Genomic DNA, 23,853 nt, shown 5'->3' with positions numbered 1-23,853 from the left:
CGCCCGCCTTGAGAAGCCCCGCCTCCGGCGGCTTGCGTTTTCGGCTGGCCTGGATGTGATGGAACACCAGCATCCTATCAACGTAGCCATAAGGCGCGACTCCCGGAGCGGCCCAATTCTCGAAATCCTGAGGCGCGGGGCGGGCCCATAGACTCAAATAAGGCACCAACAAAAACATCGATCCCACATCGCGAACAATCAAATCACCGCCCGCTCATACAAAAACCTCCCCTCGAACGCCCGCTCAATAATCCTCCCATACGCCTCCGCCACATCGGCAACCGGAAAAGCACTCGCCAGCCGCGTCACCTGCAAAGCATCCTCCAGCAACCCGGGCAACTGCCCCCGCTCGACACCGAACTCAGCCAGCGTAGGAGCAATACCCAGCTGCGCCACAATATCGCGAACCAGCACAGGCAGCTTCCCCACCGCCGCATCCTCATCCCCGTCATCGATGCCGAACATACGCGCCACGTCCAGCATCTCGGCCCGGCGCACAGACGCCAGCTCATCCAGCACATAAGGCAGCATCACCGCATTCGTACTGCCATGCGACTTATGCGTCAGGCCCGCCACCGCGTACGCAATTCCATGCACCGCATTCAACCCCGAACTGCCATACGAAAGCGCCGCATAGTGGCTCGCGTACGCCATCCCTATCCTCGCTTCCTGATCGCTGCCGTCCTGATAAGCGCGCAGCAGATAACGCGCACAGAGACTGATCGCCTCGCGCGCGAACGACATCGTCAGCGTCGACCGTCCGCTATAGCCCGGATCCGGATTGCCCTGGCGATCGAACTCGAAAGAATCCAGCGTCAGGTAGGACTCGACCGCGTGCGTCAAAGCGTCGATGCCCGCATCCGCCGTCACCTTAGGCGGGCACGAATACGTAAACTCAGGATCGATCAAGGCGATGACCGGGCGAAGCTCGTTATCCATCACCGCCACCTTGGTCGCGTTCTCCGGGTCCACCAGTATCGCTCCCGGCGTCGCCTCGGAACCCGTGCCCGCCGTCGTCGGCACCGCCACCAGAGGCAGGCAGCGCGGCGCTTGCGCCATGGCGCCCACGAAGCCCTTGATCGGCGACCCGTCGATCAGAGTCAGGCACAGCGCTTTGGCAAGATCGATGTTGCTGCCCCCGCCTAAGGCGATCACATGGTCCGGCCGCGCCTCGCCCAACTGCTCCAGCAGGGCGCGGGTGGCGGCATCGCACAACGTCGTCGTCGGGTCGGGCATGCCCCCGTCGTACACCACCGTCCGGATTCCGCAGCCCTTCGCCGCCTCGACATATTCGCGCACCCAGGGCGTATGATGAGTGAAGTACTCGTCCGTCACCAGCACGCCTTGCCGGTAGCCCAGCCGCCGCAGCAGTTGCGGCAGCTGCGCGCGGCTGCCGCATCCGATCACCACCCGCGCGGGCGGGCAAAAATGAATCACATCATTGCTTCTCATGAACCGAACCCCCGTGGAACATCTTCCATACAAGTGATATATTAATCAGCATTCAGTTGCCCCGGCCGCCTGGTGCGGCATCCGGGCATCGCAATTACAAGCCGGCCAAAGCGCCCCGCGCCTGATGAATCGTTCCCCAGCAAAAAAAGCCCCCGCTTCCCGCAAAGCCGCCCGCAAGCCGGCAGCCTCCAAAACTCCCGAGCTCTCGCCGGTGCCCGACGAACTCAATGTCGCCGAACCCAAGCGCACCCTCACCGACATCGCCTACGAACGGCTCGAAGAAGCCATCGTCACGCTGCGCATTCCACCCGGCACCGCGGTTTCCGAGCTGACCCTGAGCAATATGCTCAACATCGGACGCACCCCCATACGCGAGGCCATTCAGCGCCTGGCGCGCGAACATCTGCTGCAGGTGCTGCCCCAGCGCGGCCTGCTGGTGCCCCACATCGACCTGCGCAAGCAGCTTCGCCTGCTCGAGACCCGCCGCGAGGTCGAGCGCCTGATCTGCCGCAGCGCCGCCCGCCGGGCCACTCCCGAAGAACGAGAAACCTTTCTTCACCTGCGCGACGCCTTCCTGCGCTCGGCCGACGAAAACGACGACATCACCTTCATTCGCGCCGACAAGCAGTTCAACGAACTGTCGCTGATCGCGGCGCGCAATGAATTCTCGGAAGGCGCCATGCGGCTGATGCACGGCCTGTCGCGCCGTTTCTGGTACTGCCACTACAAGCAGGTGGCCGACCTTTCCGAAACGGCCCAGCTGCACGCGGCGGTTGCCGACGCCATCGGCAAGGGCGACGTCGACGCCGCCGGCCATGCGCTGGACAAGCTGCTGGACAACATCGAGGCCTTCGCCAAGTCCACGCTTACCTACGATTTCTAATCAGGTTCAGCCACGGGCCGCCAGCGCTTTGGCCAGGGTCGCTTCCTCTTCGGGCGTCAGCACCGGCCCATCCAGCGTGACCGATGCCTCTTCGCGGAAGCGGTTGATGATGGGCTTGAGCTCTTCTTTGACGTGCTTGTCGCTGTAGCCGTTGAACAGGTGCCCCAGCAGCCCGCGGCGCAGATCGGAAGTGCCCATGAGCCAGTCCGCAATGGGAAAGGTGAGGTTCATGTTGTACTTCATCATGATGCCCATGTTGTGATGCGCCGTGTGGTGCCTGCGGATGGTGTTGATGAAGGGCATGTTGCGCACGAACCAGTTCTCGTGCACATGGCAGCAGTAATGGAAGGTCTCGTAGGTAAGGTACATGCCCACCATGGTGATGAACACGATGTAGCCCGCGTTGGGGTTGAATATCAGCGAAGCAATGTAGCCGAACACCGAGCCCGCCACGCCCAGTATCAGCAGCAGCCGCCAGGGAAAGAACACAATGCGGAACTCCCGTGTGCCGTCGATGGTGGCCAATTGATCGGTGAAGTACTGATGATGCTCGCGCGTATGGCGCTGGTAGATGGCCCGCAGGCCGAACACGTTGATGCGCTTGTGCATGACATAGCTGTGCATGAACCATTCGAACAGATTGCCCAGCAAAAACACCGGAATCACCAGCAGCCATTCCCAGCCGGCGTTCTGCAGCTGTGACACACAGTACCAGATGGCCGCGATGCCGGCGGCGTACATCACCGTAATGTGCACGATGCCGTTATAGAAAGGGCTGATGTTGGCCTTGTATTCCTCGCGGAATTTCATCTGCCGTTCTCGGATCTTCATGACTGTCTCCCGTCTCGTATCCATTTGGCCCGAAGCCTCGGGCGTTCGACGTTCAGCATTGGGCGGACGCATGCCGCTATAGTGAAACATTACTGATATATTAGATGCATCCTATTGAAGGGTCAATTGGTATTGTATAGATATCCATATCGTTACAATTACCTCGTTTCCCTAAGGGTTTTCCTGCTGTGTATATCAGTCATATTCATGTATTGTTGATTCTGAAATACTTCTGATGCGTTAGCATCGGCTACGCTTTTCACTGCATCACGTCGCAACGTCCGCACAACACAAACCGGGGAGACACATGACTACACCGACGTCGAAAAAACGCAGAAGCCTGATCCAGGCCGCCGGGCTGGGGGCCACGCTTGGCCTGATGGGCTTTCCGGCCATCGCCAAAGACAGACCTTTGCGCATCGGCATCCTGGCGCCGCGCGGCGGGGTGGCCGGCACCATCGGGCAGACCGGCCTGCGCGGCGCGCAGTGGGCCGCCGAGCGCATCAACGCCAACGGCGGCATAGGCGGCCGCAAGGTCGAACTGGTCGTCGAAGAAGAAACCAACCCCAAAGAAACCATCGAACGCTTCCGGCGCCTCGTCCTGCGCGAGGAAGTCGACTGTGTGCAGGGCATCGTGTCCACCGGAGCCAGCCTGGCGCTGGCGCCCGCCGCCGAAGACAGCGAGGTCATCACCCTTTTCTGGGACGGCACCACGCAGGACGGCGTCAAAGAAACCATGCCCTCCCCGCAATACGTGTTCCGCAGCACCGACAACGAGTGCGAAGCCATCATGGCCTCGCTGCTGGCGATCAAGCACTACAAGGGCAAATTCGTGCGCATCGCGGGCATGAACCCCGACTACTCCTACGGCCGCAACGTGTGGGCCGCATTCCAGGCCCTGCTCAAGAAATACGGCATCGAATACGAGGTGGTCACCGAGCAATGGTCCAAGATCGGCAACCTCGACCTCACGTCCAACGTGGCCGCGCTGCGCGCCGCCAAGCCCGACCTCATCTACTCCGCCCTGCTGTTCGCCGACCTGCCCGTCTTCATGAAGCAGGCCCACGACGCCGGCCTCGCCAACGAAACCCGCTTCGTCCTGCCGGCGGCGGGCTGGCAGCACACTTCGCTGAAGAAAGAATTCATGCCCGAGGGCGTCATCTTCGGCCACAACACCATGTACTTCGACCATCCGCAGGCAAGCCCGCTGCAGAAAGAATTCGTAGGCTGGTACCACGACAAGTTCAACGACTACCCCAGCTGGGAAGCCGACCGCGCCTACTTCTCCATGGAAGTCTATAAAGCGGGCGTCGAAAAGGCGCTTTCCGCCAAAGGCGGATCGTGGCCTTCCACCAAGGAAATCGCGCAAGCCATGTCCGGCATCGAAGTCGAGTCGCTGGGCGGCAAGGGCAGCATGCGCGCCGACCACATCGCCGAGCAGGTCTTCCACCAGGGGCTGTCCACCAACGACAACGACTACGACTTCGCCACCATCACCGACATCACCACCATCTATTCCGACGAGCTTCAAAAGCCCAAGGCCGGCGACGACTTCTGGAAGTGGCTCGAAGAGAAGGAATGGAACATCTAGTCGCTATGAATTTCATCACCAACATCCTGCTCGCAGGGCTGTTCCAGGCCGCCGTCCTGTTTCTGGTGGCGGCCGGGCTGCAGCTCATTTTCGGCGTACAGCGCATCATCAACCTGGCCTGCGGCTCGGTCTACGCGCTGGGCGCCTACTTCGGCATCACCTTCACCACCTGGGCGCTGGCCCAGGGGCTGCCGCCCTATCTGTTTCCCCTGGCGCTGCTGGCCGGCGGGCTGCTGATAGGGCTGGTCGGCATACCCATGGAGCGCGTGCTGCGCCTCATCTACCGCCGGCCCGAATCCTTCCAGCTCGTGCTCACCTTCGCCCTGGTGCTGATGATCCACGACATCATCCACTTCTTCTGGGGAGCCAATCCCAAGCAGCTGGGCAGCCTGGCCATGGTCTACGGCTCGGTCAATCTGTTCGGCGTCACCATGCCGCTCTACAACGTCATGGTCATCGTGCTGGCCATGCTCGTGGCGGGCGGCATGGCATATTTTCTCGGCCGCACGGCCACCGGCAAGATGCTGCGCGCCACGGCCGAGAACCATGAAACCAGCGCCGCCATGGGCATCAATGTCTCCAAGGTCTTCCTGCTGGTCTTCACGCTGGGCACGGCTCTGGGCACCGTCGGCGGCGCCCTGGTCATCCCGACCGGGGTCGCTTCCCTCGAAATGGGCGTCGAGCTCATCGTCAAGGCCTTTGCCGTCGTCGTCATCGGCGGGCTGGGCAGCATGAAGGGCGCCGCCGTGGGCGCCGTCATCGTGGGCCTGCTCAGCACCCTGGCCGTATTCACCTACCCCGAGGTCGATACGCTGGCCATCTACGTCATCGTCATCGGCATGCTCATCTGGAAGCCCTCAGGCCTGTATGGAAGGATCGCAACATGATGTCTAGAATCCTGCTGGTCATTTCCCTGGCGGCCCTGGCCTTGGCTCCCCTGGTGCTGCCCGCCTACTTCCTCACGGTGCTGATTCCGTTCTTCGCCTACGCCATCATTCTGCTGGGCTTCAACCTGCTGTTCGGCTACGGCGGCCAGCTATCCTTCGGGCACGCCCTGTTCGTCGCCGCCGGCGCCTACGCGGCGGCGGCTTCGTACTCGGTGCTGGGCATTGCCTCGTTCGAACTCATGCTGGCAGTGGCCATCGTGGCGGCGCTTTGCCTGTCGATACCGCTGGCGCTGGTGGCCAGCCGCTTCACCGGCATCTTCTTCGGGGTGCTGACGCTGTCCTTCGGCATGCTCTTCCACTCCATCCTGTTCAAGTTCTACAACCTGACGGGCGGCGAAAGCGGCATGCGCGTGCCCCGCCCCACCCTGCTGGGCATGGAACTCGACATGTACAACAAGACCGGCTTCCTGACCGGTCCCTTTTACTACTACTGCCTCATCCTGCTGGTGGTGCTGGGCTATCTCATGTGGCGCCTGGTGCGCTCGCCGTACGGGCTGCACCTGACCGCCTCGCGCGACAATCCGGTCAAGGCGCTGTATCTGGGCGTGCGGGTGCGCTGGGTGCGCACGGTGGCCTTCATCGTCTCGGCGGTCTATGGCGCGATCGGCGGCGTGATGCTGGGCGTGCTCACCGGCCTGGCCGACCCCGAGCTTTCGTACTGGACGCACTCTGGCCACCTGGTGTTCATGACCATCCTGGGTGGCTACCAGCAGTTTCTGGGGCCGGCCGTCGGTTCCCTGGTGATGATACTGGTGCAGGACCAGCTCATGGCCGAAACCGAATACTGGCGCTTCTTCGTGGGCCTGGCCCTGGCGCTGATCGTCATCGCGCTTCCCGGCGGAATCCTGGGCGGCCTGCGCCGCATCAAACTCAAAAAGGAGGGCAAGACCCATGCGGACGCAAGACAACGCCGCCCAGCGCGATCCACTGCTTGAGGCGCGCGACGTCTCCATGCGCTACGGCGACTTCGTCGCGCTGCGCAACGTCTCGCTCACCGTGGGCAAGGGCGAGATCGTGTCCATCGTAGGGCCCAACGGCGCGGGCAAGACCACCTTGGTCAACACCCTGACCGGCCTGTTTCCGCCCACCACGGGCGAGGTTTTCTTCCTGGGCAGCAAGCTGGTCGATGCCGACATCGTCAAGCTGTCCACCCAGGGCCTGGCGCGCGCCTTCCAGCTGGTCAACATCTTCCCCGACCTGACGGTGCGCGAAACCCTGGCCGTGGCCGCCAGCTCGTACGGCGGGATGCGCTGGCGCATGCTGCAGAATTTCCGCAGCAACAAAGCCATCGGGCAGATCGTCGAGGACACGGCACGGGCCTTCGGCCTGCACACCTCGCTGGACGTCCTGTCGTCGGCCCTGCCGCACGGCAAGCGCAAATTGCTGGACGTCGCCAGCGCGCTGGCCCTGCACCCCAAGGTGCTGCTGCTCGACGAACCCACGGCCGGCGTCTCCACCGCCGACAAATACGGCATCATGGAAACCCTCTTGGCGGCCACCGACAAAATGAATGTCGGCGCCATCATGCTGGTCGAGCACGACATGGATCTGGTGTCGCGCTATTCCACCCGCATCATCGCCATGCAGGACGGCGCCAAGATCGCCGACTCGCCCGCCAAAGAGTTCTTCCAGAACGAAGAAGTGCTGTCCATCGTGGTCGGCAAAGGAAGCCACTGAATGTCACTCGAACTCAACAAGGTATCCGTCACCTTACTGGGCAACCAGGTGCTGCGCGACGTCTCGCTTTCGGTCGCGCCCGGAGAACTCGTCTGTCTGGTGGGCCGCAACGGCGCCGGCAAGACCACCACGCTGCGCAGCATCATGGGCTATCAGAAGCTCGACAGCGGCGACATCCACTGGAAGTCCAAGAAGCTCAGCGGCCTGCCCACCTATGCCATGGCCAACCTGGGCCTGGGCTATACGCCCGAAGGCAGCGACGTGTTCGGCGACCTCACTGTCGAAGACAACATCGCCCTGCCCACCTGGACACGTAAAACCGCCAAGTCTTCGCACGAGCGCATCCAGGTCGCGTACAACATATTCCCCAAGCTCAAGCAGTACCTGCATCGGGGCGGACAGCAACTGTCCGGCGGCGAGCGCAAAATGGTGTCCATCGCCCGGGCCATCGCCCTGGATCCCGAAATGCTCATTCTCGACGAGGCCTTCGAAGGTCTGTCGCCGGCGATTCTTCCCACCATCAGCGATGGGTTGCGCGAAATCCTTCGGCAAGGGCGCTCGGTGCTGCTGGCCGAGTCCAATTTCTATCACCTGCCCAGCTTCGCCGACCGCATCTACGTCATCGAGCGCGGCGAAATCGTTTTTCACGGCACCCTGGACGAAGCTACCAAGCATCCCGAGACCATGAAAATCATCACCGGGACCGGCTGAGGGTGCTCGCGGTCCGGCTACCGGCGGCGCGCCCGTCCGGCCGCCAGCGTTTCGTGGGGCGCTTCGCCAAACCGCTGCCGGTAGGCGGCGGCGAAGCGGCCAAGATGGGCGCAGCCCCAACGCAGCGCCACGTCCGATACGCTGGCATCCGCCGGCGCCTCGCTCAATTCCCGCCGCGCTCTGTCCAGGCGCATGTCCCGCAGCAGCTGCATGGGGCTGGCGCCGTATTGCACCCGGCACATGCGGGACAGGTTCCTGGCACTGGTCCCGCTGTGGCCGGCTATGTCCTCCAGCGAGATGTCCTCCTGCAGATTGGCTTCCATGAAGGCCCGCGCCCGCTGCAAACGCTTGGGCACTTCGCGGCCCTGGCCGCCCAGGTAATGTTCATGAAGTGAAATCGACTGCGCGCACAGCAGGTGGCGCATAAGGGCCTCTTCGGCCATCCGCGCCTTCAGCCAGCCCAATTTCGACGGGCGGGCGACCTGCTCGCAAAAGTAGCGCATCAGGGCGCTCCATTGCTCGCCCTCGGACGAATTCAGTTCGATCTGCCGGTTGAAGCGCAAAGGTTCGCCGGGACGGGTTCCGGTCAGGCTGCCATATTCAAGCAGCAGGCGGGCAAGCGGCACCTTGAGGATGATCTGGGAAGCGCCCGCCTCCCAGTTCAGGCGATGCGGCACATTGGACGGCATGATCAACCCGCTGCCCGGGCTGACCGTCCAGCTGCCTTCTTCGCATTCGACGCCCACCGATCCGGACAGCGGCAATTGAATCAGCAGGAAGTCCCCGCCCGGCCGGGTTTCTTCGACCACCACCGCCTCGCCGTATTCGAGCATCCACAGGCCGAGGGCGTCGGCCTGCACCCCGTTCAGGCGTGCAGCCAGCGTGGAGCCCCGCGGCTCGAGCACGTGGTCGTTGAGAAGTTCGGCGACGCGGGTCCGCACCTCGTCGACGTCCTGCGACGCAAACAATACGTGCTGCGCAAGAAGGGCTTGGGTCCATCCCGCCATTGTGTGGGCCATGTTCGGCCTCCCGGCTCTTGTAAGGCGACGGCCCCTGGCCGGCGTCCCGACCGGCACGCTGGAAAAGACATGCCGGACCAAGTTCAAGCTTGTAGGTCCAAGCTTTTATATGAACCAGTATAGCGCCGGGCGGTACAGCCGCCCGGGGCGGAGCCGGGCGTTGCGGCCTGATGCGGCAACCCGTCGAAAGATGCGCCGGCATTCAAGCCGGTGCACGATGCGCGGTCACGCCATGACGGGCTGGCGGCCGCGGTTGTCGGCCAGCGCTTCTTCGCGATAGAAGCCCATGGCCTCGATGGCCGGCAGGTCGTTGAAGCAGAACAGGCAGGCGTCCTCGGTTTGCGAGGCGTTGGCATGTTCGTGCCACGCCCACGACGGAACACAGAAAATATCGTGCTCTTGCCAATCGAAGCGCCTGCCATTGATGATGGAGTGGCCGCGGCCCTTGGCCACCTGGTACAGGAAGCTGCCCGTGTGGCGATGGGCCTTGCCGGCGAAGCCCGGCATGAGCAACTGCATGCTGGCGCCCATGGTCGACATGACGTGGCCGCCCGTCACCGGGTTGGTGTAGTGCATCAAATGGCAGTCATAAGGGTTGGCCTCGGCCGCCTTGGCATAGTTCAGCAAGGCCTCGTAGGTGGGCTCCCATTGATACTTGAACAATGGCGAGTAGGGCGCGCTCCACCTGGCGTCCTGCGGACGCAAGCCCGGCGCCCCCCAGATTCCCACCGAATCGTCGACCGGATGGCCGACCGCCTGATGCAGGTCCGGATGCACGCCGAAAAAGCCCGCCTCCATGGCATTGGCCAGGGGAATGTCCAGGCCGTCCTGCCAGATGCAGGGCAAGCCGCTTTCTTCTACGCCATGCTCGTGCCAGCAGCCGTTGGGCGTGATGACGAAGTCGTTGGCGCCCAGTGTCATCTTGTGGCCGTTGACGATGGTGTAGGCCCCGCGTCCTTCCATGATGAAGCGCAGCGCCGACGACGAATGCCAGTGCGCCGAAGCGGCCTCCCCCGGATGCATGACCTGCAGGCCCGAGTACAGCCAGCCCACCGCCGCCGCCACATCGCGGCGGCCGGGATTGTCCAGATAGATGACGCGGCGGCCCGCCTTCTCGGGCGAGACGAGAGAGACCGAGCGCAGCACGTGCTCGCGCAGATCACGGTAGCGCCAGATCATCGGCACGGACTGGGACTTGGGCTGCCACGGCTCTATCTTGTTGGCCACGGTCCACAACGCAGCGGTTCCCAGCCGCTCCAGTTCGCCGTAATACTCCAGCAGCTCGGGGGTGTCCTGCACGTTCGCCCGGCCCGCGACGTCCTCGCGGTAGGCGTCATAAACAACGTCCGGCATGATGGTTCTCCTTCCGGCAAGTTTCAAGGAAGGCAATGGGCCGGCTCGTTCGATTCCGCGCGGCCATTGCCGATGTGGAAAAGATATCGAATCTCCGGTCCGCCCTCTATCCGCTTCAGGCCAGGCTTCATCCCAAAAAGGACAAATGCACGTTTCCAGCGCCGCACCGATTCGGCGGCCGGCTGTCTTGACAAAATAGTCAGGCTGCTTTACTTTCTAGAATAAAGTCAGCCTTCCTTACTATTTATAAAAACCATGCGGATCACGGCGCCGGGCTAGCGGCCGCCGCGCACGCAACCACTGCGAGGAGCACTCCAAATGAAATTCAAGCTAGGTGTACAACTGGGAATCGCCGCGGGCCTGCTCGGCGCCGCGGCCGTCGGCCACGCCGCGGACCTGAAGATCGGCATGGTGCTGCCCATGTCCGGTCCTTTTTCTTCCTATGGGCAGCAGATTCTGAACGGGGCCAGGCTGTACATCCAGGAGCACGGCGACACGATCGGCGACCGCAAGGTCGTGCTCATCGTCAAGGACGACACCGGGGTGGCCCCCGAGGTAAGCAAGCGCGCCGCCCAGGAACTGATCGTGCAGGACAAGGTGGACATCCTGGCCGGCTTCGGGCTGACGCCCTCGGCCTTCGCCGTGGCGCCCGTGTCGACGCAGGCCAAGATCCCGACCATCATCATGAACGCCGCCACCTCGTCGATCACCACCAAATCGCCCTACCTCTTGCGCGTCTCGATGACGCTGCCCCAGACCACGGCTCCCATCGCGACCTGGGCCGCCAACAACGGCATCAAGAAGGTATATACCGTGGCGGCCGACTTCGGGCCCGGCCATGACGCCGAAAAGCAGTTCATCAAGACTTTCACCGAGGCGGGCGGAGAAATCGTCGGACAGGTTCGCACCCCTGTCCAGAACCCCGATTTTTCACCTTTCCTGCAGCGGGTCAAAGACTCCAAGGCGGACGCCGTATTCCTGTTCGTGCCGGCGGGCGAGCAAGGCGTAGCCTTCCTGAAGGGCTACAAGGACCGCGGCCTGGCCGATGCCGGCATCAAGCTGATCGCCACCGGCGACCTCACCGACGAAGACGTGCTGGACGCCATGGGCGACCCGGCGCTGGGCGTGATCAACTCCATGCATTACTCCGAAGCCCATGACTCGGCCCTGAACAAAGCCTATACGCAGGCTTATTACAAGGCCTACCCCAACAAGCGCCCCAACTTCATGTCGGTGGCCGGCTACGACGGCATGCACCTGATCTACGACGTACTGGCCCGCACCAAGGGCGACGCCGGCGGCGGCGTTTTCCTCGAAGCGGCCAAGGGCACCCGGTGGGAAAGCCCCCGCGGCCCCATCCAGATCGATCCCGAAACCCGCGACATCATCCAAAACGTCTACATACGCAAGGTCGAACGGGTCGACGGCAAGCTGCAGAACGTCGAAATCGACAAAATCGCCGACTTCAAGGATCCGGGCAAAGAATAAGTCTCCGCCAAGCAGCGCCCGGTTCGCGCCCCACCTTTGTGACGGCCCTCGCGAGGGCCGGGACAAAGGTGGGGCGCAAAGAGGAGCCGGATTCGGCCAGGCCCCTTCCGGCGCTTCTCTTCCTTCCGCACCATTGCGGGGGACAGGCAAAATGTCCCACTGGACGCAATCGAGAACAGTCGTGTAAACTTGCGCTGCCTTTCGGGTATTTCCTCCCGGCTCGGCGCATATCGAACCAATCAGCCATGACTCTATCGTTCTCGACCTGCTACAACACCACCTGGTGGCGCTTCCAATAGGAAGCGGCATGTCGTCGCGGTCACGAACCGCAACTTGCCGCCGTACCGGTAGGCAAGTTCCAGTCAAAAGGCTTCAAACACGCACCCCGGCACGGCGGCTCCCAGCAAGGAGCTACACCGATGTCCACCCTCTCCATCGCATTCGCAACTCGCCACGCATACGGCTCGCATCCGATCCGCTGCGGCTCGCCCCTGGGCATGGCCGGGCTTGCACAGCGATGGCGCATCAGCTTGATTCCCGCTTGCACCGCCCCGGGCCGCTTCGCGCGTCCGGCGGTTTATCCATTCCGAATCAAGGCAAGACCATGAAACTGCTGATGCTAGACAACTACGACTCGTTCACCTACAACCTCGTCCAGTACTTCGGCGAACTCGGCGAAGACGTCACGGTGCTGCGCAACGACCAGACCTCGCTCGAAGCCATCGCCCAGCTGCGGCCCGACCGCATCTGCGTCTCGCCGGGCCCATGCTCTCCGGCCGAGGCCGGTATTTCCGTCGAACTGATCCAGGCCTTTGCGGGCAAGCTGCCCATTCTCGGCGTCTGCCTGGGGCATCAGGCCATCGGGGCGGCCTTCGGCGGCAACATCGTCCGGGCCGGCAAGCAGATGCACGGCAAGACTTCGCCCATTACCCACGGCGGCACCGACGTCTTCGCCGGCCTGCCCTCGCCCTATACCGTCACCCGCTACCACTCCCTGGTCATCGAGCGCGACTCCATGCCCGGCTGCCTGGAGATCACCGCCGAAAGCGACGACGGCGAAATCATGGGCGTACGCCACAAGACGCTGCCGGTCTACGGCGTGCAGTTCCATCCCGAATCGATACTCAGCGAGCACGGCCACGCCCTGCTGCGCAACTTCCTGGACATCTGAAATAACAAAGGAATTCTCATGACCATCTCCCTCACCGACGCCCTGGCGCGCTGCATCGAGCATCGCGAGATCTTCCACGAAGAAATGCTGCATCTGATGCGCATGCTGATGCGCGGCGAAATGTCGCCGCAGATCGCCTCCGCCCTGATCATGGGGCTGCGCGTCAAGAAGGAAACCATCGGCGAAATCACCGCCGCCGCCCAGGTGATGCGCGAATTCGCCCTGCAGGTGAAGACGCAAGATCCGGACGAGCTGCTGGATATGTGCGGCACCGGCGGCGACGGCACCAAGACCTTCAACATCTCCACCGCCGCCATGTTCGTGGCGGCCGCGGCAGGCGCCAAGATCGCCAAGCATGGCGGCCGCAGCGCCTCGTCCTCGTCCGGCAGCGCCGACGTGGTCGAAGCCCTGGGCATCAACATCAATCTGACGCCCGAACAGATCAACGAGTGCATCGAGGCCACCGGCATCGGCTTCATGTTCGCGCCCGCCCATCACGGCGCCATGAAGAACGTCGCCTCGCTGCGCAAAGAGCTGGGCGTCAAAACCATATTCAACATCCTGGGCCCGCTGACCAATCCCGCCAATGCCTCGAACCAGCTGATGGGCGTGTTCCACTCCGACCTGGTGGGCATCCAGGTGCGCGTGCTGCAGCGCCTGGGCTCCAAGCACGTGCTGATCGTGCACGGCAAGGACGGCATGGACGAAGCCTCGCTGGGCGCGCCCACCCTGGTCGGCGAGCTCAAGGACGGCCAGGTCATCGAATACGAGATCCATCCCGAGGATTTCGGCATGTCCATGATCTCCAACCGCTCGCTCAAGGTCGAGAACCGCGAAGAGTCCGCCCAGCTCATCAAGGAAGCCCTCGATAACGTCCCGGGCGCCGCTCGTGATATCGTAGCTTTCAATGCAGGCTTGGCAATCTACGCCGGCAATAAGGCCGATTCCATCCAACAGGGATTGAAACTAGCATTTGAAGCCATAGCAAGCGGTGCCGCCCGCGCCAAACTCGAAGATTTCGCGGCTTTCACACAAAAACTGTAATCTTGTTGCCCTGCCTGGCAGGCGCCCACCGGGCCTGTCCGGCCACCGACGCAAGGCGGCCTTTGCCTGTTGCGCAGTCAAAGCGGCCGCCCGTTGGTGATATGCCGCCCCGGAGAAACCGATGAACGACATACTAGAAAAAATCCTCGCCACCAAGAAATCCGAGGTTTCCGCAGCGCGCCAGATGCGCAGCGAAGCCGACGTGCTGCGCGAAGCCAAAAGCCGCAAGGACGTGCGGGGCTTCATCCGCGCCATCGAAGACAAAATCGCCCAGGGCAAGCCGGGCGTCATCGCCGAAGTCAAGAAAGCCTCGCCCTCCAAGGGCGTCATCCGCGAAGACTTCAACCCCGCCGACATTGCCTGCTCGTACGCCGCCCATGGCGCCGCCTGCCTGTCGGTGCTCACCGACGTAAAGTTCTTCCAGGGCTCGTACGACTACCTGCGTCAGGCACGCGCCGCGTGCTCGCTGCCCGTGCTGCGCAAGGACTTCATGATCGACCCCTACCAGATCGCCCATGCCCGCGCCCTGGGCGCGGACTGCGTGCTGTTGATCGTCGCCGCGCTGAGCCTGGACCAGCTCAAAGAGCTCGAAAGCCTGGCGCTCGAACTGGACATGGACGTGCTCGTCGAAGTGCACGACCGCGACGAACTCGACACCGCTCTGCAGCTGCAAACTCCCCTCATCGGCATCAACAACCGTAATCTGCGCACCTTCGAGGTGTCGCTGCAAAACACCATCGACCTGCTGCCCCTCATCCCCGAAGGCAAGCGCGTGGTCACCGAAAGCGCCATCCTCGCGCGCGAAGACGTCGACCTCATGCGCTCCCACGGCGTGCACGCCTTCCTCGTCGGCGAACGCTTCATGCGCGCCGAAGAACCGGGCAAAGCGCTGCAGGAACTGTTTTTCTGACGCGGGTAATACCGGTGTTGAGAAGCTGACTTCTCAGTACACCGGTTTCGGGGTTTTCCCCCAATGATCAAGTAGTACTCCGAGCCGATTTCGTCACCAGCCACAATGAACACTATGGTGATCGTAGTTGCCTATTGACTATCATTCGTCAATAAACGAAAATAGCACATCGGATTGAACACTACTTGACGCTGCATGGGCAGAAAGACCTTTATGCAGATTGGCTGAAGCGCCTGCGCGACAATCAGGCCAAGGTAGCCGTCATTCGTCGCGTCGCCCGTATCGAATTGGGAAATTTCGGCAATCATAAATTCTGTCGAGAAGGCGTATGGGAACTGCGTATCGATGCCGGGCCGGGCTATCGCGTGTATTACGCCCACTCCGGCAAGCGTGTCGTATTGCTTCTAGGCGGCGGCGACAACCGCACACAAGAATCCGACATCGACAAAGCGGTGTTTTACTGGAATGAATGGCAATCAAGAGGCGACCATGCGAAGCAAACCCCATGACGAAGCAATGGCTGAGATATATGCCAATGACCCGGCCCTTGCTCTCAATGTCATCAATGGCATTCTAGAAGACGGCGATCACGGCGAACTGCTGATCGTGTTGCGACAGCTAACGCAGGCCTTTGGAGGCGTACAAGCGGTGGCAAAACAGGCTCATTTGAATCCCACCCAGCTATATCGCACCCTCTCGCCCAAGGGCAATCCGGCTCTAAGCAGCCTGACAGCCATCCTCAGGGCCATGGGTTTGCGGCTCGCCATCCAGCCACTTGGCTCCTTCGCATCGACTCAAGCAAGATAATGCAAAGCCCCTCCTGTCCCCTTTGCCAGCCAGCCGGCGGCTTGAACGAAATCTGGCGCAACGCGCAACTGCGTGTCATCGACGTGCCGGATACGGGCTATCCCGGCTATACGCGCGTGATCTGGAATGAGCACATTACCGAGATGACGGACCTGGATGCGTCCCAGCGCCGACAGGTGATGGATGCCGTATGGCTGGTGGAAACCGTCATGCGCAACGAGCTGGCGCCGCTCAAGGTCAACCTGGCCCAGTTCGGCAACCAAGTGCCGCACCTGCACTGGCACGTGATTCCCCGCTGGCCGCTCGACACCCACTTCCCTGACGCCGTCTGGGCCGCCCCCAGGCAGCGCAGTCCAGAGCAGCAACTGGCCTGGGAAGGGTTTCGCGAACAGCAGGAGAACCTGCTGCCTGCGTATCATGCGGCGCTGCGCGCAGCGCTCGGCACGCTGTAGGCGTTCGACAACAGTCAATATGACTTAGGGGTTTCCCTAATACCTGCTTTGCCCGTATAATCTTCCCACTGCATAAATCATGTGTCGGCATTTTCATACAGCGCATCGCTGTGTCATAGCAGTTGTCTGAATCCTCAGCACCCATGCCGAACACCATCGCTCCCTGACCTCCGAGCCTTTCGCCGCGTTTTCTTGACGACGCCGCACTTCTAGGTTGATTCGGTCGGCACGATGCTCCAATCAACCAGCGCTCCGGGCTCTCTTTAATCGCCCCCCGCTAAGTGTGCCGTTCATTCGGCAAAGGTATCTCATGTCTTTCGAAACCCTGGGTCTCGAACCCAAGCTGTTGTCCGCGCTCGTCAAAGCCGGCTTTTCCACTCCCACGCCCGTCCAGCAGGCCGCCATTCCCAAGGCCCTGGAAGGCCACGACCTGATGGTCTCGGCCCAGACCGGCAGCGGCAAGACGGCCGCCTTCATGCTGCCCGCCCTCAATCGCATCGCCGGCATGCCCGCCAACAAGGGCCGCGGCGTGCAGGTGCTGGTGCTGACCCCGACGCGCGAACTGGCCATGCAGGTGGCGGACGCCACCAAGGCCTATGGCGCGCACATTCCCGATCTTCGCACCGCCGTCGTGGTGGGCGGCATGCCCTATGGCGCCCAACTGAAGGCGCTGTCGCGCCGCGTCGACGTACTGGTGGCCACGCCCGGCCGCCTCATCGACCACCTGCAGGCCCGCCGCGTCAATCTTTCCACCGTCCAGACCTTGGTGCTGGACGAAGCCGACCGCATGCTGGACATGGGCTTCATCGAGGACATCGAGACCATCGTCGCCGCGACGCCCGCCGACCGCCAGACCCTGCTGTTCTCGGCCACGCTGGACGGCACCATCGCCCGGCTTGCGCGCGACATGCTGAAAGAGCCCCTGCGCATCGAAGTATCGGGCCACAAGCAAAAGCACGACAACATTACGCAAAGCCTGCTGTACGCCGACGACGCCAACCACAAGCTGCGCCTGCTCGACCACCTGCTGCGCGATACCAAGCTGGATCAAGCCATTGTCTTCACGTCGACCAAGCGCGGCGCCGACGACCTGGCCAACCGCCTGGCCGACCAGGGCTTTTCGGCTGCCTCGTTGCATGGCGACATGAACCAGCGCCAGCGCACCCGCACCCTGGGCCTGCTGCAAAAGCGCCGCCTGCAAGTGCTGGTCGCCACCGACGTGGCCGCGCGCGGCATCGACGTGCAAGGCATCAGCCACGCCATCAACTACGACCTGCCGATGCAGCCCGAGGACTACACGCACCGCATCGGACGCACCGGACGCGCCGGCAACAGCGGCCTGGCCTTCACCCTGGCCACGCACTCCGAGCGGCACAAGATCCGCCGCATCGAGCACTTCATCGGCCAGCCGATTCCGTCCAACGTCATTGAAGGGCTCGAGCCCACCAAGACGGCGCGCCCCACCTATACCGACCGCAAGGGCAAAGGCAAGGGCGGCAAGAGTTTCGGCGGCGGCTTCGGCGGCAAGCGCGAGAACGGGTACAAAGGCCGCAGCAGCTTCGGCGACAAGCCCGGCTATGCCGGCAAATCGCGTCACGAAGAAGGCGCTTCCTTCGGCGGCAAGCCCCGTTTCGAAGAGCGCTCCGACTACGCCGGCAAACCACGCTTCGACGAGCGTCCCGCCTATGCGGGCAAGCCCCGCTTCGGCGACAAGCCTGCCTACGACAGCCGCGCCGACGGCGAACGCCCGGCACGCCGCTTCGACGATCGTCCCGGCTATGCCGACCGCGACGCCTCCGGCTACAAAAGCCGCGGCGAACGTGGCGGCTTCGAGCACAAGGAAGCCCGCGGCCACAAGGCAAACGGCGACCGCTGGACTTCGGCCAAGCCCCACGCCGCCCGTGCCGCGCACCCCGGCCGGCCCGCGCCTGCAAAAGACGCCGGTTTCAGCGGCCGCAGCTCGCGTCCCAGCTTCGGCGGCAAGCCTGCCGCACGCGGCAAGAGCCCGGCCCGCCGCGGCGATTTCGCCTGAGCGCATAAGCCGTTCCGCCAACTAGGCAGGCCCCGCAACGTTGGATGACCTCCAACTTTGCGGGGTCTTTTCATTGGCGGGGCCCTCTTCCAACTCTCTCGCTCAACATACCGACGCAGAAGCAAGGCGTCCTGCCGAAGGGTCAGCGCACCAGCCGACCCGCTTGCGCTTCCTGATCGTACCTGTACAGGCCCGTCCAAAAGCACCCTGTGGCGCCTGCCCGCGGGACAAGCGGCGTCAATCCGGTTACAAAAACAGGCCCGCCCGGGACAGCGCCTCCATCGCCTCCTATACTAAGGGTTGTGGAAACACGTCAATATCGACCCACGTCATGAGACAACTCGCCAACCGCCCTGTGTTTCTGGCCATGCTCCTGGCCATCCCTTTATGGTTCGTGCTGGACAACTTCATTGTGGCGGCGATGGTGGCTCTGCTCATCGCCTTCTTCACCGCCATGGTGCATTCGCTGCGCGTTCTGAAGAAAAGCGAACGGCAACCCGACGAACGCACCGACGGCAACTGACGCATTACGATGATGAATATGGCAAGAAACACCACTGTTCCAGCCGGCCTTCCTTCACTGGACGTCGACTCGGCCTCGCACCTGCGGGCCATGCAAGACTATCTCGCCTACCGCATACAGCACACCGACGACGGGTTCATGCCTTTCGAAGAATGGATGCAGCATGCGCTGTACGCCCCTGGCCTGGGCTACTATGCGGCCGGCAGCACCAAGTTCGGCAGCGAGGCGCCCGAAGGCGACTTCACCACCGGCCCCGAACTCACCCCCCTGTTCGGCCAGGCCCTGGCCGGCCAGGTCGCGCAGATCTTGGCCGCCACCGGCACCAAGACCGTCCTCGAGGTCGGGGCGGGCACCGGCGCCCTGGCCGCGGCGCTCATCCCCGCATTGAACCTGCTGGACATCCGTCCTCAATACCAGATTCTCGAAGTCTCGGGCGAATTGCGCGAGCGGCAGCAGCAACGGCTCGAGGGCCTGCATGCCAACGTTCAATGGCTCAAGGCCCTGCCCAGCGACTTCAAGGGCTGCATCATCGCCAACGAAGTCCTGGACGCCATGCCGACCACCCTCTTTCGCTGGGACGATGCGGGCAATGTGCTGGAGCTTGGCGTCGGCCTTGAAAGCAGCAGCACGCAGCAAGACGGCGCAGGGCCGGACGCAGGCCAACCCCGCTTCATGCTGGCCGAACGCCCGGCCGACGAATATCTGCAGACGCTGGTGGCCCTGCGCATGCCGCCGCTTCCCGGCTACCGTTCCGAAATCAACATCCAGGCCGAAGCGTGGATGCGGCAGCTGGGTGCCTGGCTCAAGAAAGGCGCCGCCCTGCTGATCGACTACGGCTTTCCGCAGCGCGAGTTCTATCACCCCCAGCGCGCCGAAGGCACGCTGATGTGCCATTTCCGCCATCACGCGCACGCCGACCCCCTGCTTTATCCCGGCCTGCAAGACATCACCACGCACGTCGACTTCACCGCCATGGCGGACGCCGCGCTGGAAGGCGGCCTGGATATCCTGGGCTACACTTCGCAAGCGCGCTTCCTGATGAACGCCGGACTGATCGAGATTCTGACCGGACTCGACCCGCACGACGCCGCAGGCTACGCCAAGGTCGTGGGCCCCGTGCAGAAGCTGCTCTCCGAAGCCGAAATGGGCGAGCTCTTCAAGGTCATGGCCGTGGGCCGCGGTCTGGACGTGCCTCTCATGGGGTTCACCAGCGGCGACAGGCGGGATCGACTCTGAGCCGTCCCGACCTACCGTACATATAGATAGAGATAGCGGCAGACGTACCGGGCCTCGAGTCCTTGCGTGCGGCTGCGACGAACGCTACGGCGAACGATGAATAAGAAGGGATGGGACATGCAGGAACGCAAGGGGATAGACGGCCGGGCCTTTGGCATGATGGTGGTGCTGTGCATGATCTGGGCCTTCCAGCAGATCGCCATCAAGGCCGCCGCCTTCGACGTGGCGCCGGTGCTGCAGATCGCAATCCGCTCGGGCGTGGCCGCCGTGCTGGTCGCAATGCTGATGGCTTGGCGCCGCGAACCGCTGAGCCTGTCCGACGGCAGCTGGCGCCCCGGCCTGCTGGTGGGCGCCCTGTTCGGCATCGAATTCGTGTTCCTGGGTGAAGGCCTGCGCTATACCACCGCCTCGCACATGGCGGTCTTCTTGTATACGGCGCCTTTCGTCGCCGCCATCGGCCTGCACTGGCGGCTGCCCGAAGAAAAGCTTGCCGCCGCCCAATGGTTCGGCATCCTGGTGGCCTTCATCGGCATCGTCGTCGCCTTTGCCGGACGCGAAGCCGGCGAAGCCACCCCCGCGGCCAGCAACATGCTGCTGGGCGACTTCCTGGGACTGCTGGCAGGCGCCGCCTGGGGCGCGACGACCGTCGTCATCCGCTGCACCCGGCTCTCGCAGACCTCGGCCACCAAAACCCTGTTGTACCAGTTGATCGGAGGGTTCATCATCTTGTTCGCCGCCGCGCTCATTTCAGGCCAGATGGGCTTTCGCCCGACGCCGGTCGCCGTCAGCAGCGTGCTGTTCCAGTGCATCGCGGTGGCCTTCATCAGCTTTCTTGCGTGGTTCTGGCTGCTGCGCAGGTATCTCGCCTCGCGCCTGGGCGTGTTCTCGTTCATGACACCGCTGTTCGGCATCTTCTTCGGCGTCTGGCTTCTGGACGAACCTCTGGACACCAGCTTCCTGATCGGCGCCGTGCTGGTCGCGATCGGCATCGTGCTGGTGAGCGGGTATGCGTGGATGAAGCAGATGCTGCAAAGAGGCGCGCAGCCTCGCTGCTGAAAGCGCTGCGCTGGGCAGCTCTATCTGGGCCACACCAACCGTGCCGATGCTAGGACTAGTGATGTTTCTCAGTCAATGCCGAGAAAATCGGCCCTGGAACAGGTCCGGTCTCCACTAAGGGCATGAACGCTATCTTGTGCGCTTCTTTTTTGCTAAGCCCAATTCCATGCAAGACAGCAGCCATCATTTCTTCGACATGGGTTTCGCTGCACGGCTCCATCAACATGGTTTCGATGCCGTAGAAAATGGACCCCAGAATGACATCCCGTATCGCCTGCGGATTGTCCACTGAGAAACGCCCTGTCCTGACACCCAGCTCGACGTCACGCGTCAAATAGGTGTCGAGCAATTTTCCACGCACCGCTCTGGCTGAGCCGACCCGGGTCAGGAATCGTCCCCATACCGAATACTCTCGCGCCATACGCACGTACAAACGCGTCCCCGTGGTAACTCGCACCGCCGGATCGTCGAACTTTAGTACTTCCAGATCCACCACGCTCAGCACTTCGTCGCTCATCTGGCTGGTGACGGCCACGAGCAGCTCGCTGGTCGTATTGAAATAGTTGTAGAACGTCCCGCGAGCCACGCCTGCAGCCGCGATGAAGTCATCGATAACCGGAAGATCCGGACCCTTTTCAGCAAAAACCCCCAACGCACTACGCATCAACCGTATGCGTGTTTTTTCGCGCCGAGCCAAGCCGACTCTGGTGCGGTGGTCCTCCGGTTTCGAATTCGGCTTGTTCATGTGCATACCTGGAAAAAAGGCATTGTACCGTTCCACTCCGTAACGGCGGCCGACCATATCGGAACAAACCCTAGGTGTTCATTTTTTGTATTGACGATAACGTCATTATGACTAGAATATCAAATTGACAATATAGTCATTAGTAAAACAAGCGACGAGGCGGCCGAGATCGCCATGCTATGCGCACTGTAAGAAGGAGCAGGAGATGAGCAGCGAAGCCGACCACGTCTACGACGTCCTACAGGTGGGATATGGCCCCGTAAGCGAAGTACTGGCGCTGACTTTGGCCCGAAATGGGTATTCAGTCGCGGTTTTCGAACAATGGAAGGAGCGCTACGCTCTGCCGCGCGCTGTGTGCATCGATCACGAGATGTTTCGCATGCTTTCGGGCATCGGCATGCGGGACGAATTGCCCACGGTCAGCCATCCCGCGCCTCCATACCGCTGGTTCAACTCGGAATGGAAGGAATTACTGCATATCGACTGGTCGGCTGAAGCCATATCAGGTGGAACCGACGTTAATTTTGTCCATCAACCGACCTTGGAAACCATGTTCGACGCCAAGGTAAGGCAGTATCCACAGATCGACCTGAACCTGGGCTGGAAGGTCACGGCCATCCGCCAGACTCCAGCGTATGCGGAACTCGAGGCCTGCAATACCGAAACCGGTGAAACTCGCAGGGCCCGGGCCAAGTATCTGATCGGCGTGGACGGAGCAAACAGCCTGGTCCGGCAAAGCATCGGCGCTACGCAAGAAGACCGTGGATTCGAGGCCGACTGGCTTGTCATAGACATTTTGCCCAACGAAGGTGTAACGCTCGATATCCCGCCCGCGGCGCAGTACTGCAACCCCGAGCGTCCGACCACGATTGTCCCCGCCGGGATAAAGAACGGTCGCTACTATCGGCGCTGGGAGTTCATGCGCATGCCGGGCGAGTCCCTCGAGCATCTGGAAAACATCGAAACCGCCTGGGCACTCCTCGAACCCTGGGTCAAGCCGGAACAGGCGAAGATCATCCGGCACAAGGTGTACAACTTCCGCTCGCTGATAGCCGATAAATGGCGCGACGGACGCATATTGATCGCCGGCGACGCGGCGCATGTCATGCCGCCCTTCATGGGACAAGGCATGTGCGCCGGGCTGCGCGACGACTGGAATCTCGCCTGGAAACTCGATCTCGTCCTGAAAGGCTTGGCGGACGACAGTCTGCTGGACACTTATCAAGTCGAGCGGCGGCCGCACGCACGAGACGTCATCGACCTGTCAATGTACCTGGGCAAGGTCATCTGCATTTCCGATCCGAAGGTCGCGGCGGAGCGCGACCAGGCCTTCTTCGAAGGCAAGGCCACGCCGCCTCCACCCTTCCCGTCGCTGGCGCACGGCATCATTCATCGCGACAGCTCGAGTGAGGTCGTCGCGCCCGCGGGCGCCCTCTGCCCCCACGGCACCGTCTCCTACAAAGGCCGGCGTGGCCGGTTCGACGACCTGGTCGGGCTGGGCTTCGTGCTCGTACTGCGCAATGCCGACGCCCGGCGCGCGCTGACCAAAGAGAACGTCGCCGTGCTGCGGCAGCTGGGCGGCCATATCATCCATCTCGCTGAAACCGCGGATAGCGACGAATCCGTGGTCGACCTGGACAACAAGTTCATTCCTTTCATGGACGAACTCGGCTTGGTCGCGATGCTGGTACGCCCCGACTTTTTCATGTATGGCGGCGCAAAACAATTCGACCACATCCAGACGCTGGTTGCGGACCTGGCGACTGATCTGCGCCGGCACGGGGTGCGAATAACGTCCGTCGCGCGTCAGAAAATGAGAACGGAGCGCTATCGACCGGCTGAACCAACACTCCATCCTGCATCACAAGAAATAACCGACAGGCTCGGAGCAAGGTGCGACCGGTCCCACAACTAAACCAAAGAGA

Annotated in this window: 23 protein-coding genes; 18 read left to right on the top strand and 5 right to left on the bottom strand. The window is 62.4% G+C overall.

The annotated features are described in order from the left end of the window. Window positions 1–198 precede the first annotated feature (198 nt). Complete coding sequence (locus CSC67_RS06455; protein ID WP_118993672.1) at window positions 199–1,452, bottom strand: iron-containing alcohol dehydrogenase; 1,254 nt, start codon at window positions 1,450–1,452, stop codon at window positions 199–201. Between the two features lie 124 nt (window positions 1,453–1,576). Here CSC67_RS06455 and CSC67_RS06450 point away from each other — a divergent pair, with 124 nt between their 5' ends. Beyond that, window positions 1,577–2,335: a GntR family transcriptional regulator gene (locus CSC67_RS06450; RefSeq protein ID WP_118993671.1), complete on the top strand. Its 759-nt coding sequence runs from the start codon at window positions 1,577–1,579 to the stop codon at window positions 2,333–2,335. A 6-nt stretch (window positions 2,336–2,341) separates the two neighbouring features. Here the strand turns inward: CSC67_RS06450 and CSC67_RS06445 are convergent, their stop codons facing one another. Further along, window positions 2,342–3,166, bottom strand: a complete 825-nt coding sequence (locus CSC67_RS06445) for a sterol desaturase family protein (protein WP_118993670.1) — start codon at window positions 3,164–3,166, stop codon at window positions 2,342–2,344. Between the two features lie 307 nt (window positions 3,167–3,473). Here CSC67_RS06445 and CSC67_RS06440 point away from each other — a divergent pair, with 307 nt between their 5' ends. From CSC67_RS06440 to CSC67_RS06420, 5 genes are read left to right on the top strand one after another with little or no spacing between them, the layout of a single operon-like run. Next, window positions 3,474–4,757 carry an ABC transporter substrate-binding protein gene (locus CSC67_RS06440; protein ID WP_118993669.1) on the top strand — a complete coding sequence of 428 codons (1,284 nt, stop codon included), beginning with the start codon at window positions 3,474–3,476 and terminating at the stop codon, window positions 4,755–4,757. Further along, window positions 4,745–5,644: a branched-chain amino acid ABC transporter permease gene (locus tag CSC67_RS06435; RefSeq protein ID WP_245220146.1), complete on the top strand. Its 900-nt coding sequence runs from the start codon at window positions 4,745–4,747 to the stop codon at window positions 5,642–5,644. Before CSC67_RS06440 ends, CSC67_RS06435 begins: the two co-directional genes overlap by 13 nt. Beyond that, on the top strand, window positions 5,641–6,639 hold the full coding sequence (locus tag CSC67_RS06430; RefSeq protein WP_118993667.1) for a branched-chain amino acid ABC transporter permease: 999 nt from the start codon (window positions 5,641–5,643) through the stop codon (window positions 6,637–6,639). The genes CSC67_RS06435 and CSC67_RS06430 overlap by 4 nt, the downstream gene beginning before the upstream one ends. After that, window positions 6,596–7,381: an ABC transporter ATP-binding protein gene (locus CSC67_RS06425; protein WP_118993666.1), complete on the top strand. Its 786-nt coding sequence runs from the start codon at window positions 6,596–6,598 to the stop codon at window positions 7,379–7,381. The genes CSC67_RS06430 and CSC67_RS06425 overlap by 44 nt, the downstream gene beginning before the upstream one ends. Continuing rightward, on the top strand, window positions 7,382–8,092 hold the full coding sequence (locus tag CSC67_RS06420; protein ID WP_118993665.1) for an ABC transporter ATP-binding protein: 711 nt from the start codon (window positions 7,382–7,384) through the stop codon (window positions 8,090–8,092). A 17-nt stretch (window positions 8,093–8,109) separates the two neighbouring features. Here CSC67_RS06420 and CSC67_RS06415 read toward each other — a convergent pair whose 3' ends face one another. Continuing rightward, window positions 8,110–9,111, bottom strand: coding sequence for an AraC family transcriptional regulator (locus CSC67_RS06415; protein WP_118993664.1), 1,002 nt, complete (start codon window positions 9,109–9,111; stop codon window positions 8,110–8,112). A 225-nt stretch (window positions 9,112–9,336) separates the two neighbouring features. Further along, complete coding sequence (locus CSC67_RS06410; protein ID WP_118993663.1) at window positions 9,337–10,464, bottom strand: cupin domain-containing protein; 1,128 nt, start codon at window positions 10,462–10,464, stop codon at window positions 9,337–9,339. Window positions 10,465–10,782: 318 nt separating this feature from the next. Here CSC67_RS06410 and CSC67_RS06405 point away from each other — a divergent pair, with 318 nt between their 5' ends. The 11 genes from CSC67_RS06405 (at window position 10,783) to CSC67_RS06355 (ending at window position 21,183) form a co-directional block, all read left to right on the top strand. Further along, a complete protein-coding gene (locus tag CSC67_RS06405) occupies window positions 10,783–11,952 on the top strand; it encodes an ABC transporter substrate-binding protein (RefSeq protein ID WP_118993662.1) in 1,170 nt (389 codons plus the stop codon). 604 nt (window positions 11,953–12,556) lie between these two features. Next, window positions 12,557–13,123, top strand: a complete 567-nt coding sequence (locus CSC67_RS06400) for an anthranilate synthase component II (protein ID WP_118993661.1) — start codon at window positions 12,557–12,559, stop codon at window positions 13,121–13,123. An 18-nt stretch (window positions 13,124–13,141) separates the two neighbouring features. After that, window positions 13,142–14,167 (top strand): anthranilate phosphoribosyltransferase, encoded by a 1,026-nt coding sequence (gene trpD / locus CSC67_RS06395; RefSeq protein ID WP_118993660.1) that lies wholly within the window; start codon window positions 13,142–13,144, stop codon window positions 14,165–14,167. A 121-nt stretch (window positions 14,168–14,288) separates the two neighbouring features. After that, on the top strand, window positions 14,289–15,077 hold the full coding sequence (trpC, locus tag CSC67_RS06390) for an indole-3-glycerol phosphate synthase TrpC (RefSeq protein ID WP_118993659.1): 789 nt from the start codon (window positions 14,289–14,291) through the stop codon (window positions 15,075–15,077). A gap of 185 nt (window positions 15,078–15,262) precedes the next feature. Beyond that, window positions 15,263–15,586: a type II toxin-antitoxin system RelE/ParE family toxin gene (locus tag CSC67_RS06385; RefSeq protein ID WP_245220145.1), complete on the top strand. Its 324-nt coding sequence runs from the start codon at window positions 15,263–15,265 to the stop codon at window positions 15,584–15,586. Next, a complete protein-coding gene (locus CSC67_RS06380) occupies window positions 15,567–15,884 on the top strand; it encodes a helix-turn-helix domain-containing transcriptional regulator (protein ID WP_118993657.1) in 318 nt (105 codons plus the stop codon). Before CSC67_RS06385 ends, CSC67_RS06380 begins: the two co-directional genes overlap by 20 nt. Next, the gene (locus tag CSC67_RS06375) at window positions 15,884–16,336 is read left to right on the top strand and encodes an HIT family protein (RefSeq protein WP_118993656.1); all 453 of its coding nucleotides are present in this window, start codon (window positions 15,884–15,886) and stop codon (window positions 16,334–16,336) included. The genes CSC67_RS06380 and CSC67_RS06375 overlap by 1 nt, the downstream gene beginning before the upstream one ends. 310 nt (window positions 16,337–16,646) lie before the next feature. After that, window positions 16,647–18,368, top strand: coding sequence for a DEAD/DEAH box helicase (locus CSC67_RS06370; protein ID WP_118993655.1), 1,722 nt, complete (start codon window positions 16,647–16,649; stop codon window positions 18,366–18,368). Between the two features lie 331 nt (window positions 18,369–18,699). Then, complete coding sequence (locus CSC67_RS06365) at window positions 18,700–18,891, top strand: hypothetical protein (RefSeq protein WP_118993654.1); 192 nt, start codon at window positions 18,700–18,702, stop codon at window positions 18,889–18,891. 12 nt (window positions 18,892–18,903) lie between these two features. Further along, on the top strand, window positions 18,904–20,127 hold the full coding sequence (locus CSC67_RS06360) for a class I SAM-dependent methyltransferase (protein WP_118993842.1): 1,224 nt from the start codon (window positions 18,904–18,906) through the stop codon (window positions 20,125–20,127). 117 nt (window positions 20,128–20,244) lie between these two features. Next, entirely contained in the window at window positions 20,245–21,183 is a 939-nt protein-coding gene (locus tag CSC67_RS06355; RefSeq protein WP_118993841.1) for a DMT family transporter, read from the top strand. A gap of 55 nt (window positions 21,184–21,238) precedes the next feature. Here CSC67_RS06355 and CSC67_RS06350 read toward each other — a convergent pair whose 3' ends face one another. Next, entirely contained in the window at window positions 21,239–21,928 is a 690-nt protein-coding gene (locus tag CSC67_RS06350) for a TetR/AcrR family transcriptional regulator (protein ID WP_245220143.1), read from the bottom strand. Between the two features lie 205 nt (window positions 21,929–22,133). On the opposite strand from CSC67_RS06350, the gene mhpA reads away from it, so the two are divergent. Further along, complete coding sequence (gene mhpA / locus CSC67_RS06345; protein WP_118993653.1) at window positions 22,134–23,843, top strand: bifunctional 3-(3-hydroxy-phenyl)propionate/3-hydroxycinnamic acid hydroxylase MhpA; 1,710 nt, start codon at window positions 22,134–22,136, stop codon at window positions 23,841–23,843. Window positions 23,844–23,853: the final 10 nt, after the last annotated feature.

This window comes from Pusillimonas caeni (genome assembly GCF_003545815.1).
Taxonomy (GTDB): domain Bacteria; phylum Pseudomonadota; class Gammaproteobacteria; order Burkholderiales; family Burkholderiaceae_B; genus Pusillimonas; species Pusillimonas caeni.
Note: the sequence above shows the minus strand (reverse complement) of the source record. Positions and strands in the feature narration are given on the sequence as shown.